Here is a 13,083-nt window from a genome sequence, read left to right as displayed (position 1 = left end):
CAGAGATTCCGGTTCTAGAAATGGGTAACGCGTCAGCAGGGGCACGCGCTCAGAGCGCGCGCACGACCCACTGTCCGCCCGAGGCAACCAGCTCGCGGTCGCAGTCGAATTCCTGGCCTTCGTGTTCGTGGCCGGGCAGCACGCAGACGACCGACTCGCCCTGCTCCCGGAGCTGGCGGATGGCGTTGCGCAGCGAGGCATCCTCGCCCCAGGGCGCCCGGACGGCCGGACGCAGCGGATGGGCGGACGCCAGCACGACGAGCTGCTTCAGGTCGGTGCTGAACCCCGCGGCCGGACGGTTGCGGCCGAAGATGGCGCCGACCTCGTCGTAGCGGCCGCCGCGCACCAGCGCATCGGCCGAACCGGCGGCGAAGATCGCGAACCGGGCACCGCTGTAGTACGCGTAGCCGCTCAGGTCGGCCAGGTCGAAGCCGATGCGCACGCCCGGATAGGCGGCGCGCAGGTGCGACGTGAGCCATTGCAGGTCGTCGAGCGCGGCCGTGATGAGCGGACGGGCCGGCAGTTCACGGCGGGCCGCCACGAGCACGTCGTCGCCACCGTACAGGCGCAACAGCGCGAGCACCGCGGCGCGCGACTCGGCCGGGAACGACGCGGTGAGCTCCTCGAGGCCGGACTGGTCCTTCGCGGCCAGCGCGGCGTACACGGCATCGCGGCTGGCAGCGTCGAGGGACACGTCGGCGAGCACGCCGCGCACGATGCGGGCATCACCCAGGTCGAGCGTGAGCTTGGCGACACCGGCGCGCTGCAACGCGTCGAGCGCGAGTTCCATCACTTCCAGGTCGGCCTCGAGGCCGGCGTGGCCGTAGATCTCGGCGCCGAACTGCAGCGGTTCGCGGGTGCCGTGCAGGCCGTCGGGGCGGGTGTGGAGCACCGGACCGCAGTAGCACAGGCGGGTGACGCCGTGGCGGTTCAGCAGGTGTGCATCGATGCGGGCGACCTGCGACGTGGTGTCAGCCCGCACCCCCAGGGTGCGGCCGCTCAGCTGGTCGACCAGCTTGAACGTCTTGAGGTCGAGCGCGCTGCCCGTGCCGGACAACAGCGAGTCGAGATGCTCCAGCAGCGGCGGCATCACGAGTTCGAAACCATAAGCCCGTGCTCCGTCCAGCAGTTCGCGGCGGAGTTCTTCGATGCGTCGAGCCTGGGACGGCAGGACGTCAGCGATGTGCTCGGGCAGCAGCCAAGCAGACGACATGAGAAATGACCGGGGGATTAAAAACGAGATTGTACCGGTCACCGCGGGGGCGACCGCAAAAATTGACCGCCGCGGGTGGTCTGAAGCCTCAGAAGCTGTGAATGAATCGGGCGCGCCCGAGCGGGTCGCCAGAGGGAGGCCCATCAAGGCGCAAAGCGCAGCCGTAGCCCGGGCTACGGCGAGCATTTGCAACGCAGAGGGGGCGCCCTCTGGCGGCACGAGCGGGTGTGACCGATTCGTTCACAGCTTCTCAGTGCAGGAAGAAAGCCAGCATCAGCAGGCCGGCGATCATGCTGCCGAGCCCGAGGAAGCGGATCTGGCCGTCGTTCAGCTGCGTGGCGCGCTCGAAGATTCGGCGCCACAGGCCCGGGTTGACGAAGGGCAGCAGCCCTTCGCACACGAGCATCAGCGCGAACGCGCCGACGAGCAGGTCGCCGAGCGATCCGTCCATCAGGCGCGCCGCGGTGTCACTGTCACTTCTTGCCGGCGCCGCGCATGGCCTTGAAGAATTCCGTGTCCGGGTCGACGACCATCACGTCGGCCTTGCTGCGGAAGGCTGCCTTGTAGGCGTCCAGGCTGCGGTAGAACTGGGCGAACTGGGCGTCGCGGCCGAAGGCCTCGGCGTACAGCGCCGACGCCTTGGCATCGCCGTCACCCATCACCTTCTGGGCGTCGCGGTAGGCGTCGGCCAGGATGACCTCGCGCTGGCGGTCGGCATCGGCACGGATGCGTTCACCTTCGGCAGAGCCGGTGGAGCGCTGCTCGTTCGCCACCCGGGTGCGTTCGGACACCATGCGCTGGTACACGGCGCTGGTGATGTTGGCCGAGAAGTCGACGCGCTTGATGCGCACGTCGATGATCTCGATGCCGAACGACTTCGCCTCGTCGGCCAGGCGGCTCTTCACGCCCTGCATCACCGCGTCGCGGTCGGTGGCCAGCATGGCCTGCACCGTGCGCTTGGTGACTTCCTCGTTGAACGCGGCCTGCACGATGGGGCTCAGGCGGCTCTCGAAGTTCCGCATGTCGGCCGCGCCGTTGCTGAGGATGAATTCCTTCGGGTTGATCAGGCGCCACTTCACGAGCCAGTCGACCACCAGGCTCTTCTTCTCGGCGGTGAAGATGGGGCGGGTCTCGGGGCTGTCGAGCGTCTGCACGCGGCGGTCGAGGAACACGACGTTCTGGACCGGCGGCGGCAGCTTGAACTTCAGGCCGGGCTCGTTGATGACTTCCTTGATCTCGCCCAGGGCGTAGATCACGGCGAACTGGCGCTGGTCGACGATGAACAGGGTGGACGACAGCACCATCAGCGCGATCAGGGCGCTGGCGACGATAAGACCGATGCGATTCATGTTTGTTGTTCTCCCGGGCGCTCAGCGGCTTTCGCGGTCACGGCTGCGCGCGTTGTCGCGCGAACGGCTGTCGATGGTGTTCCCCCCCATGGCGCTGGGCAGGGTTTCCGCCGCCGGAGCGGCCGGCGCGGTGGACGCGGGCACGGTGGTGCCGGCGGTCTGGGCGATCAGCTTGTCGAGCGGCAGGTACAGCAGGTTCGAGTTGCTCTTGGTGTCGACCATCACCTTCGTGACGTTCGAGAAGACCTGGCGCATGGCGTCGGTGTAGAGGCGGTCGCGGGTCACGCCCGGTGCCTTCTGGTACTCGGCGAGCACCTGGTTGAAGCGTTCGGCATCACCCTCGGCCTCGGCGATCACGCGGGACCGGTAGCCCTCGGCCTGTTCCTTCAGGCGGGCGGCGCTGCCCTTGGCCTTCGGGATCACGTCGTTGGCATAGGCCTGCCCTTCGTTCTTGAAGCGCTCGCGGTCGGCGTTGGCCTTGAAGGCGTCGTCGAACGCGGCCTGCACCTGCTCGGGGGCCTGCACGCTGCCCACGTTCACGTTGACCACGAGGATGCCGGTGTTGAGCCGGTCGAGCTGCGCCTGCAGCGACTTCATCAGGTCGACGGCGATGGCGTCGCGCTGCTCGTAGAGCACCGAGTCCATCACGCTGCGGCCCACGATCTCGCGCACGGCCGACTCGGCGGCCTGCACCACCGAGGCCTCGGGGTCACGGTTCTCGTAGAGGAACGCACGGGCGTCCTTCAGGCGGTACTGCACGGTGAAGCGGATGTCGACGATGTTCTCGTCCTGCGTGAGCATCGACGATTCGCGCAGGCCGGTGGACTGGGCCACGCTGTTGCGCCCCACTTCCACGGTGCGGACCTGGGTCACGTTGACGGTCTCGTGCGCCTGGAACGGGTAAGGGAAGCGCCAGGTGAAGCCGGCGTTCGCGGTGTGGTCGTACTTGCCGAACGACGTCACCACGGCCTGCTGGCCTTCCTGCACGATGAAGAAGCCGCTGCCGAGCCAGATCAGCACGACGACGCCGGCGATCAGGCCGATGCCGACGCCCGCGTTGCGCATGTCGGGCTGGAAGTTGTTGCCGCCGCCGTTCGGGCCGGTGGGACGCGGACCGCCGCCCTTCCCGCCGAACAGGCCGCTCAGGCGGCGGTTGAAGTCACGCCACATCTCTTCCATGTCCGGCGGGCCGTCGCCACGGTTGCCGCCGTTGTTCAGGATGGGTTGGGGGCGCCCGGCCAGGCGCCAGCGCGCATGGGCTCCGAGGCCGGCGATCAGCGCCGCAAGCGCCGTCGTCACGGCGGAGGTCCGGGCCGTGAAGGAGTCGGGCGATGAGGAGGATCGGCTCATGGTCATTGTGGTTGTTGAGTGTGGTGGTCCTGGGGCGCCCCGGTGCGATCCTCGCCGGTCTCCCCGGCGAGTGCGTTCACCGCCGGGTCCCAGTTGAAGGACGAGTGCATCGAGTTCAAGTCCCCCGACAAGGTTCCCGCGGCAGCGGACGCGAGCAGCCGCCGCAGCTCCGGCAGGCCGGTGCCGTCGAGGGCGCTGACGAACACGCGCGGCACGCGCACGCCGGCGTCGAGTTCGAGCACGTCGACCAGGTCGTGCGGGCGGCGGTCGCCGGCGAGGTTGTCGAGCTTGTTGTAGACGAGCACCTGCGGGATGTCGCCGGCGCCGATGTCGCCGAGCACCCGTGTCACCTCGGCCATCTGCTCCTGGAGCACCGGGCTCGACGCGTCGACGACGTGCAGCAGCAGGTCGGCGTCCGCGGCCTCCTGCAGCGTGGCCTCGAAGGCGTCGACCAGCTTGTGCGGCAGGTCGCGGATGAACCCCACGGTGTCGGACAGCGACACCGACCGGGCCGCCTCCTCGATGTAGAGCTGGCGCGTGGTGGTGTCGAGCGTGGCGAAGAGCTGGTCGGCCGCGTAGGTCTTGGCCTTCACGAGCGCGTTGAACAGCGTGGACTTGCCCGCGTTCGTGTAGCCCACGAGCGAGATGCGGAACGTGCCGCTGCGTTCGCGCGCGCGACGTTGCGTGCCGCGCTGCTTCTTCACGCGCACGAGGCGTTCCTTCACGGACTTGATGCGCTCGCCGATCATGCGGCGGTCGAGTTCGATCTGGGCTTCACCCGGCCCCCCGCGGTTGCCGATGCCACCACGCTGGCGTTCGAGGTGGCTCCACCGGCGCACGAGGCGGGTGGAGAGGTATTGCAGCCGGGCGAGTTCGACCTGCAGCTTGCCCTCGTGGCTCTGCGCCCGGGCGGCGAAGATCTCCAGGATGAGCATGGTGCGGTCGGCCACGGCGACACCGAGGTGCCGCTCGAGGTTGCGCTGCTGCGCCGGCGAGAGCGCCTGGTCGAACAGCACCGCTTCGGCGCGGTGGCCTTCGACCAGGGCCTTGATCTCGTCGGCCTTGCCGGAACCCACGAAGAGCGCCGGATCGGGCGACTTGCGGCGCGCCGTGACACGGGCGACCGGCAGGTCGCCGGCCGATTCGGCCAGCAACGCGAGTTCGTCGAGGGTGCCGTCGAACGGCGAATTGCCGCCGAAGTCGACCCCGACGAGGATCGCCCGAGGAAGGTCGCTCACCGCAGCCAAGGTGCGAGGGTTCCCGGGTGAGGCCGAGCTGGCGTCAGGCCTGTTCAGGGGCGTCCGCCGTGCTGAAGTTGACCGCGCGGCCCGGCACGACGGTGGAGATGGCGTGCTTGTAGACCATCTGGGTCACGGTGTTCCGGAGCAGCACGACGTATTGGTCGAACGACTCGATGTGGCCCTGCAACTTGATGCCATTGACGAGGTAGATCGAGACCGGCACGTGTTCCTTGCGCAGAAGGTTGAGGAACGGGTCTTGGAGAAGTTGGCCTTTGTTGCTCACGATATGCTCCGTGTTTGAGAGAGACGTGGGAGAGAGGGAGGAGACTGCACGTTAACACAGTGCTGCGCCGCGTCAGCCGACTTTGAACAATTGCACCTCAGTCTTTGTCGGTGAAGGGATTCTGCGACGATTTCATCTCGATGCGCAGCGGCGTCCCCGTCAATTTGAAGTGTTCCCGGAAGCGGCCTTCCAGGTAGCGCTTGTAGACGGACGACACGTGTTCCAGCGAGTTGCCGTGGATCACGATGACCGGCGGGTTCATGCCGCCCTGGTGCGCGTAGCGCAGCTTCGGACGGAAGGCCCCCGCCCGCTTCGGTGCCTGCGCCTCCACCGCCTCGTGCAGCAGGCGGGTCAGCACCGGGGTGGACATCTTGCGGAACGCCGAGGCGTGGGCATCGGCGATGGACTGCCACACCGGGCCCAGGCCCTGGCGGCGGATGGCGGAGATGCGCAGCACCGGGGCGAACTTCAGGAACGCGAGGCGCTGGGCGATGGAACGCTCCAGCGTTTCCCGCTGGTAGTCGTCGATGGCGTCCCACTTGTTCACGGCCAGCACCACGGCGCGGCCGCTCTCCAGCACGTAGCCGGCGATGTGGGCGTCCTGCTCGGACACACCCTGCGTGGCGTCGAGCAGCAGCAGCACGACGTTGGCGTCGGCGATGGCCTGCAGCGTCTTGACCACCGAGAACTTCTCGATCGCCTCGAACACCTTGCCCTTGCGGCGCAGGCCGGCCGTGTCGATCAGCTGGAACTTCTGGCCATGGCGCTCGAACGGCACCGTGATGGCGTCACGCGTGGTGCCCGGCATGTCGAACGCCACCAGGCGCTCCTCGCCGAGCCACGTGTTGATCAAGGTGGACTTGCCCACGTTGGGCCGGCCGGCCACGGCCAGGCGGATGGGCTTGTCCTCGACGTCGTCGGCCAGCTCGTCTTCGTCGCCGAAGTCGAAGTCGGCGAGCACCGCGTCGAGCAGGCTGCGGATGCCCTGCCCGTGCGCCGCCGAGATGGGATGGGGCTCGCCCATGCCCAGCTCGTAGAACTCGCCGAGCAGCGGCGACTCGCTCATGCCCTCGGCCTTGTTGACCGCGAGGAACACGCGCTTGTTGACCGAGCGCAGGTAGCGCGAGATGTCGTGGTCCTGGGCCGACAGCCCGGCACGCACGTCGACCACGAACACGACGGCATCGGCCTCGGCCACGGCCTGGCGCGTCTGCTTGGCCATCTCCTTGACGATGCCGGTGGTGCTGTCGGGCTCGAAGCCGCCGGTGTCGACGACGATGAACTCGCGGTCGCCCAGGCGGCCGTCACCGTAGTGGCGGTCGCGGGTGAGGCCGGAGAAGTCCGCGACGATGGCGTCGCGCGTCTTCGTCATGCGGTTGAACAGCGTGGACTTGCCGACGTTGGGCCGGCCGACCACGGCGATGACGGGTTTCATCAGGAACAGCCTCGTGTCATTCGGAACGGAAGGCGAACAGCCCGCCGTCTTCCGTGACGACCAGCGTCACGTTGCCGGCGCGCACCGGCGTCACGTGGATGGCACTGCCATCGGTGCGCGTGCGGGCCACCGGCGTGCCGCTGTCGCGGCCGAACCAGTGCACGTACCCTTCGCTGTCGCCGAAGACCACCGCGAGGCCGGCCATGGCCGGACCCGACAGGCCGCGGTACAGCATCGAATCACCCGACCACGCGACGGAACCGTCGATCGTGCGCCAGGCGGTGAGGCGGTCGATGTTGTCGGCACCGATCACCATGCGGTCGTCGCCGGCGACGCCGTCGTTGCCCGAGGCGTTGCGGGACCACATCAGCGTGCCCCGTTCGGCGTTCACGCAGCCCACCGAGACCTGGAACGCGCGGACGCACACCAGTTCACCGGTGCGGACGGCGGGGCCCACGAGGTCGGCGAGGCGCTCGACCTCGTTGGTGCCGCGCGGCGACGCGACGGTGGATTCCCACCGCACCTGGCCCGCGAGCGGATCGAGGCCGACGAGCTTGCCGCCCTGCCCCACCAGCAGCGTGTCGCGGTACGGTTGCAGCACGCTCGCCTGCGCGAGCGTGAGCGGGTCGTTCGGGCGCTGGTAGGCCCAGAGCTTGCGCCCGTCGAGGACGTCGAAGGCGAGGACGGTGCGGTCCACCGTCACCACGAAGACGCGTTCGCCGGCCACGAGCGGCGCCGACACGACACGCGACGGCAGCTTCTTGCGCCAGGTCACGTTGCCGTTGTCGACGGTCACCAACTCGTTGTCACGGGTGACGACGGCGGCGAAACGCCCGTCGCTGCCCACGCCCGCCGAGATCTTCGAGCCGACGTCGGCACGCCACACCTGGGCGCCGGTGGTCGCCTTGAGCGCGAGCACCGTGCCGTCGTCGCTGGCCACCGTGAAGGTGTCGTCCTTGACCGGCACCGCCAGCGCGAAGCTGACCGAACCGATCTTCTGCTTCCAGGCATCGGCCACCACCAGGGTGGATTCGAACTGGGCGAGCGGCGTGGGATCGGGGCGGGTCGGGCCGCTCGAGCAACCGGCCAGCGCGGCACCGGCCAGCGCGAGAGGAAGGAGGTGTCGGGAGAGGCGTCCGGTCATGACGTGGCCTTGGCCTTCTCTTCGGCCTCGGGGGCGGCGCCCAGCGCGGTGAGCTTGGCTTCGACCAGGCGGCGGTACTCGAGCTTGGCGTCGAGCGCCTTCCACGCCTGCTGGTACGCGGCCTTGGCCTCGTCGGCCTTGCCTTGCGCGGCCAGGATGTCCCCACGGCGGTCGGCCACGAGGCCGGCGAAGGACGGGGCGTCGGCACCGGCAAGCTGCTTCAGCGCTTCGTCGGGCTTCTTCTGGTCGAGCAGCACGCCGGCCAGGCGCAGGCGGGCCACGGTCTTGTACTCGGCTTCGGCCGCGTTCTCGGCGGCCCAGGTGAGCGTGGCCACGGCGGCATCCGGCTGGGCCTTCTCGACCTGCACCTTGGCGGCCAGCAGCGCGCCTTGCTGGGCGAACCCGGTGCCGGGGAAATTCGACTTCAGGTCACCGAACACGCGGGCGGCCTTCTCGACGTCACCGGCACGGGCGGCGCGGTCGAGTTCGTCGTACAGCACGCCGGCCTTGGCGGCCTGCTCGCGCTGGCGGTTCTCCCAGAAGGTGTACGCGGCGAAGGCGGCCAGCACCGCGATCAGCACCCACGTGATCGCATTGCCGTACTTTTTCCAGAATGCCTTGAGCTGGTCGAGCTGTTCTTGTTCTTCGAGGTCGAGTTGGGTGGCCATGATGGTGCTTTCAGACGAAGGCAGGATTATGCGTCGAGCCGCGGACGCGGCTCCATGCGGTGCGTGGGGACCGGCCGCCGGTCAGGCCGGTTGACTCTGCGGCTGGGCCGCCGTTCCGTAACGCTTGTCGATGTAGCTTTCGACGAGGGCCTGGAACTCCTCGGCGATGCGGTCGCCGCGGAGGGTCAGTGCCTTCTCGCCGTCGATGAACACCGGGGCGGCGGGCGCCTCGCCGTTGCCCGGCAGGCTGATGCCGATGTCCGCGTGTTTGCTTTCGCCCGGGCCGTTGACGATGCAGCCCATGACGGCCACCTTCATCTTCTCGACGCCGGGGTAACGCGCGCGCCACACGGGCATCTGGGCCCGCAGGTAGTCGTCGATGGACTTGGCCATCTCCTGGAACGTGGTGCTGGTGGTGCGGCCGCAGCCCGGGCAGGCGGTGACGCTCGGGTTGAACGAGCGCAGGCCGAGCGACTGCAGGATCTCGAGGGCGACCACGACTTCCTGCGTGCGGGCCTCGCCCGGCTGGGGTGTGAGCGACACGCGGATGGTGTCGCCGATGCCGTCCTGCAGCAGCAGCGCGAGCGCGGTGGCCGAGGCCACGGTGCCCTTCGTGCCCATGCCCGCCTCGGTGAGGCCGAGGTGCAGCGAATGGTCGCAGCGCTTCGCGAGCGCGCGGTACACGGTGACCAGGTCCTGCACGGCGGACATCTTGCACGACAGGATCACGTTGTCCGGGTTCAGGCCCACCTCGACCGCGCGCTTCGCCGACTCGAGGGCCGACGTGACGATGGCGCGGTACATGATCTGCTGCGGCTCGAACGGCTCGGCACGGCGGCCGTTCTCGTCCATCAGGCGCGCGAGGAGCTCCTGGTCGAGGCTGCCCCAGTTCACGCCGATGCGCACGGCCTTGTCATGGCGCGCGGCGATCTCGACCATCTGGGCGAACTGCTTGTCACCCTTGTCGCCCTTGCCCACGTTGCCCGGGTTGATGCGGTACTTCGACAGCGCCTCGGCACAGGCCGGGAAGTCGGTCAGCAGGCGGTGGCCGTTGTAGTGGAAGTCCCCCACCAGCGGCACGTCGATGCCCATGCGGTCGAGCTGCTCGCGGATGTGCGGCACGGCGGCCGCGGCCTCGGGCGTGTTGACGGTGATGCGCACCATCTCCGACCCGGCCACCGCGAGTTCCTTGACCTGGATGGCCGTCTCGATGACGTCCACCGTGTCGGTGTTGGTCATGGACTGCACGCGCACCGGCGCGCCGCCGCCGAGGGTGACGACCCGCGAGCCCCACCGCACGGTGGCCTGCCGCGAGGGGCGCTGGACCGGGCGGGCCGGTTCGATGAACTCGTCGTATGCGGAGTCTGCTGCGTCTGACATGGTGCGTGCTGCCGTGAAGGAAGGCCGGACCGGAGGCCCGGCCTACTTGAGTTCCAGTTTGGCGACGTTGCCGCGGGAGGTCACCGGCGCCAGGTCGACCCGGCTGCCCTTGTACGTGACCTCGGTGGCGGCGGCGTTGCCGATTTTGACGCGCAGCGGCGAAACCCCGTCGAGGCCGACGGTTTCTCCCGGCTGCAGCATGCGCGAGAAGAGCGGGACACCGCGCTGGTCGAGCACCTCGACCCACGATTCGGACGTGGCGCGCAGCTGCAGCACCCCGGTGGCGCTGGTCGCGGAGGCCGGTGTGGCGGAGCTGGCGGCGGCGGCCACCGCCGGCTGGGGCTCCGCGGTGGCGCCCGTTTCGGCCGGGGCCGAATGCACGGTTTCGAGTGCGCCGGAGGCAGCACCTTCCGGCATCACGGGTTCGGCCACGCCGACCACGGTCTCGGTGACGACGTTGGAGACCGCCGGCTCGCTCGCCGCAGGGCCGGCACCGTTCACCGGCGCCGAGGCGATGCTCGGCAGCCGCAGGTGTTCGGACACCCAGCCCGCGGGCAGCAGGTACACCGCGACGGCGAGCACCACGAGCGCGATGGCGCCGAGGCGCACCGGGTTCTTCAGGAACGACAGGTACTCGGTGGGCGGCTGGCGGCCCGGGCGGTCGCGGAAAGGTTCGTTCAGGCCGCGGCTCATCTGCTCGAGACCCTGCCCGTTCACGGACGGCAGCAGCGCGAGCACCGGCGCGGCATCGATCTTGAGCGTGCGGCACACCGTCTGCGCGAGCGCGCGGGTGAACGTGGCCCCGGGCAGTTCGTCGAAGCGGTCGGACTCGAGCGCCTCGAGCTTCTGCGGCGTGACCTTCATCGCGTTGGCGAGCGCGGCGATGTGCATGCCGCGGGCCTGGCGGGCCTGGCGCAGCAGGCCGCCCGCCGTCAGCGGCGCGGCCGGCGGGGTCGCTGCGGGCGGCGCGTCGTTGCGGTCCAGGGACTCACTCATTGAAGCTGCCCCTGTCGAAAGACAGCGATTCACGCGACTTCGGGAAGCGGTTGCGCAGTTGGAGGCCGAGCTCGTTCGCGCCTTGCTGGTTGCCGAGTTTCATTTCGGTGCGGGCGCCGAGCCACAGGCTCTGCGCATTCGAGGTTTCTTCGGACTGGTTGACGCGCCGGATGTAGAAGCGGGCACGTTCGTAGTCGCCACGCTGGTAGAGCACTTCCGCCAGGTTGATCCCGATGACCGGGTTGGACGGGGCGGCGTCGTAGGCCCGCTTCAGCGTGGCCTCGGCCGTGTCGAGGTGGCCGGCGCGCCATTCGCAGATGCCGGACGTGAGCAGCGTGCGCGGCACGCCGGCGTACTGCGGAATCGCCAGCGCCTGGTTGAACTGGGCCGCCGCCTCGTCGAAGCGCCGGCGCTGGCACAGGAACCAGCCGTAGTTGTGCATGGTGTCGGGGTCGCGCGGGTTGAGCACCTGGGCGCGGCGGAAGCTCTCCTCCGCCTGGGCGTCGTCACCCATGCCCGAGTAGATCAGGCCGCGCAGGTTGTAGGCCTCCGGGCTGTTCGGGTCGGCCTGGATCGACTGCTTGACCTCCTCGAGCGCGATGTCCGACTGCCCCCGCTGGAAGTACGCCGCAGCCAGCTCGAGCCGCGCCCGCGCGCGACGCGTGCGGGCGGTGTCTTCGTTCACCGGCGCCTTGGCATCGCGGGAGTCGAACGACGGTGCAGCCTCGGGATTCGGAGCCGCCCGATTGGGGTCCGGTACGTTCACACAGCCCGAAACCAGCAGAAGCGCCGACACCCACCCGGCAACGAGACAGAACGACCTCAGGCGCTCACGGGTCATGGGCGATTTTCCTCGGGGGGTGTGAAGGGAGCGGGATCGGCATCGCTCGGCGAGCGGTGCACGCGGATGGGGGCGCGGGTCATGCGCTTGGCGGCGTTGGTGCGGTCCTGAACCTCGCCGGCCAGCTGGCCACAGGCGGCGTCGATGTCGTCGCCGCGGGTCTTGCGCACGGTGGTGACCACGCCGGCATCGAGCAGCACCTGTGCGAAGGCGCTGACGCGCTCGCGCGGCGACCGCTTCAGGCCGGACTCGGGGAACGGATTGAACGGGATGAGGTTGAACTTGCACGACACCTGCTGGCTGATCTTCACCAGCGCCCGGGCGTGTTCGGGCAGGTCATTGACACCGTCGAGCATGCAGTACTCGAAGGTGATGAAGTCGCGCGGGGCCGCCTCGAGGTAGCGCTCGCAGGCTTCCAGCAGCTCGGCGATGGGGTACTTGCGGTTGAGCGGCACGAGGTCGTCGCGCAGCGGGTCCACCGGCGCGTGCAGCGAAACGGCGAGCGCCACCGGGCAGTCGACACGCAGCCGGTCGATCATCGGAACCACGCCGGACGTGGAGACGGTGACACGGCGGCGCGAGAGCCCGTACCCGTGGTCGTCGAGCATCATGCGCAGCGCCGGCACGAGGGCGTTGTAGTTCTGCAGCGGCTCGCCCATGCCCATCATCACCACGTTCGTGATGGCGCGTTCACCGGCGGCCAGGCCCAGGCGGCGGCGCAGGTGGTGCTCGGCGAACCACAGCTGGGCGATGATCTCGCCGGTGGTGAGATTGCGGCTGAAGCCCTGGTGCCCCGTCGAGCAGAAGCGGCAGCCCACGGCGCAGCCCGCCTGCGAGGACACGCACAGCGTGCCGCGGTCGGTCTCGGGGATGAACACGGTTTCGACGGCATTGCCGCCGCCCACGTCGAACAGCCACTTGATGGTGCCGTCGGTGGAGGCCTGCTCGCTGATGATCTCGAGCGGGCGGATCTCGGCGATGCCCGCGAGCTTGTCGCGCAGCGATTTCGCCAGGTCGGACATGGCGGAAAAATCGGCGGCGCCCTTCTGGTGGATCCAGCGGAACAGCTGGGTCGCGCGGAAGCGCTTCTCGCCGAGTTTCTCGCAGTACGCGGCCAGACCGTCGAGGTCGTATTCGAGGAGGTTGGCCGGAGTCATGGTGTCGCAGTCCTTGCGCGGGGCGG

General features: G+C 69.0%; 13 protein-coding genes. All 13 read right to left on the bottom strand.

The window, feature by feature from the left end; translation table 11 throughout:
• Positions 1-49: 49 nt before the first annotated feature.
• On the bottom strand, positions 50-1,213 hold the full coding sequence (locus tag A4W93_RS13000) for an ATP phosphoribosyltransferase regulatory subunit (protein ID WP_085751005.1): 1,164 nt from the start codon (positions 1,211-1,213) through the stop codon (positions 50-52).
• A gap of 250 nt (positions 1,214-1,463) precedes the next feature.
• On the bottom strand, positions 1,464-1,664 hold the full coding sequence (locus tag A4W93_RS12995; protein ID WP_085751004.1) for a DUF2065 domain-containing protein: 201 nt from the start codon (positions 1,662-1,664) through the stop codon (positions 1,464-1,466).
• A gap of 22 nt (positions 1,665-1,686) precedes the next feature.
• Positions 1,687-2,562, bottom strand: coding sequence for a protease modulator HflC (gene hflC / locus A4W93_RS12990; RefSeq protein WP_085751003.1), 876 nt, complete (start codon positions 2,560-2,562; stop codon positions 1,687-1,689).
• A 21-nt stretch (positions 2,563-2,583) separates the two neighbouring features.
• The gene (gene hflK / locus A4W93_RS12985) at positions 2,584-3,861 is read right to left on the bottom strand and encodes an FtsH protease activity modulator HflK (protein WP_320409219.1); all 1,278 of its coding nucleotides are present in this window, start codon (positions 3,859-3,861) and stop codon (positions 2,584-2,586) included.
• Between the two features lie 53 nt (positions 3,862-3,914).
• Positions 3,915-5,159 (bottom strand): GTPase HflX, encoded by a 1,245-nt coding sequence (gene hflX, locus A4W93_RS12980; protein ID WP_407081708.1) that lies wholly within the window; start codon positions 5,157-5,159, stop codon positions 3,915-3,917.
• A 34-nt stretch (positions 5,160-5,193) separates the two neighbouring features.
• On the bottom strand, positions 5,194-5,436 hold the full coding sequence (gene hfq / locus A4W93_RS12975) for an RNA chaperone Hfq (RefSeq protein ID WP_056655222.1): 243 nt from the start codon (positions 5,434-5,436) through the stop codon (positions 5,194-5,196).
• A gap of 97 nt (positions 5,437-5,533) precedes the next feature.
• Positions 5,534-6,871: a ribosome biogenesis GTPase Der gene (gene der / locus A4W93_RS12970; protein ID WP_085751001.1), complete on the bottom strand. Its 1,338-nt coding sequence runs from the start codon at positions 6,869-6,871 to the stop codon at positions 5,534-5,536.
• A gap of 16 nt (positions 6,872-6,887) precedes the next feature.
• Complete coding sequence (gene bamB, locus A4W93_RS12965; RefSeq protein WP_085751000.1) at positions 6,888-8,015, bottom strand: outer membrane protein assembly factor BamB; 1,128 nt, start codon at positions 8,013-8,015, stop codon at positions 6,888-6,890.
• Positions 8,012-8,683, bottom strand: coding sequence for a YfgM family protein (locus A4W93_RS12960; protein WP_085750999.1), 672 nt, complete (start codon positions 8,681-8,683; stop codon positions 8,012-8,014). The genes bamB and A4W93_RS12960 overlap by 4 nt, the downstream gene beginning before the upstream one ends.
• A gap of 81 nt (positions 8,684-8,764) precedes the next feature.
• On the bottom strand, positions 8,765-10,063 hold the full coding sequence (gene ispG / locus A4W93_RS12955; RefSeq protein WP_085750998.1) for a flavodoxin-dependent (E)-4-hydroxy-3-methylbut-2-enyl-diphosphate synthase: 1,299 nt from the start codon (positions 10,061-10,063) through the stop codon (positions 8,765-8,767).
• 42 nt (positions 10,064-10,105) lie between these two features.
• A complete protein-coding gene (locus A4W93_RS12950; RefSeq protein WP_085750997.1) occupies positions 10,106-11,059 on the bottom strand; it encodes a helix-turn-helix domain-containing protein in 954 nt (317 codons plus the stop codon).
• Positions 11,052-11,900: a type IV pilus biogenesis/stability protein PilW gene (pilW, locus tag A4W93_RS12945; RefSeq protein WP_085750996.1), complete on the bottom strand. Its 849-nt coding sequence runs from the start codon at positions 11,898-11,900 to the stop codon at positions 11,052-11,054. The genes A4W93_RS12950 and pilW overlap by 8 nt, the downstream gene beginning before the upstream one ends.
• The gene (rlmN, locus tag A4W93_RS12940) at positions 11,897-13,057 is read right to left on the bottom strand and encodes a dual-specificity RNA methyltransferase RlmN (protein WP_085750995.1); all 1,161 of its coding nucleotides are present in this window, start codon (positions 13,055-13,057) and stop codon (positions 11,897-11,899) included. Before rlmN ends, pilW begins: the two co-directional genes overlap by 4 nt.
• Positions 13,058-13,083 lie beyond the last annotated feature (26 nt).

The sequence above is a fragment of the Piscinibacter gummiphilus genome (assembly GCF_002116905.1).
Classification (GTDB): domain Bacteria; phylum Pseudomonadota; class Gammaproteobacteria; order Burkholderiales; family Burkholderiaceae_C; genus Rhizobacter; species Rhizobacter gummiphilus.
The sequence above is the reverse complement of the archived record's forward strand: the minus strand, read 5'-3'. Positions and strand labels throughout refer to the sequence as shown.

What these genes read in the sequence shown, in the direction of transcription:
- A4W93_RS13000 (WP_085751005.1), bottom strand. Translation starts at nt 1,213, where the DNA reads ATGTCGTCTGCTTGGCTGCTGCCCGAGCACATCGCTGACGTCCTGCCG.
- A4W93_RS12995 (WP_085751004.1), bottom strand. Translation starts at nt 1,664, where the DNA reads ATGGACGGATCGCTCGGCGACCTGCTCGTCGGCGCGTTCGCGCTGATG.
- hflC (WP_085751003.1), bottom strand. Translation starts at nt 2,562, where the DNA reads ATGAATCGCATCGGTCTTATCGTCGCCAGCGCCCTGATCGCGCTGATG.
- der (WP_085751001.1), bottom strand. Translation starts at nt 6,871, where the DNA reads ATGAAACCCGTCATCGCCGTGGTCGGCCGGCCCAACGTCGGCAAGTCC.
- bamB (WP_085751000.1), bottom strand. Translation starts at nt 8,015, where the DNA reads ATGACCGGACGCCTCTCCCGACACCTCCTTCCTCTCGCGCTGGCCGGT.
- A4W93_RS12960 (WP_085750999.1), bottom strand. Translation starts at nt 8,683, where the DNA reads ATGGCCACCCAACTCGACCTCGAAGAACAAGAACAGCTCGACCAGCTC.
- ispG (WP_085750998.1), bottom strand. Translation starts at nt 10,063, where the DNA reads ATGTCAGACGCAGCAGACTCCGCATACGACGAGTTCATCGAACCGGCC.
- A4W93_RS12950 (WP_085750997.1), bottom strand. Translation starts at nt 11,059, where the DNA reads ATGAGTGAGTCCCTGGACCGCAACGACGCGCCGCCCGCAGCGACCCCG.
- pilW (WP_085750996.1), bottom strand. Translation starts at nt 11,900, where the DNA reads ATGACCCGTGAGCGCCTGAGGTCGTTCTGTCTCGTTGCCGGGTGGGTG.
- rlmN (WP_085750995.1), bottom strand. Translation starts at nt 13,057, where the DNA reads ATGACTCCGGCCAACCTCCTCGAATACGACCTCGACGGTCTGGCCGCG.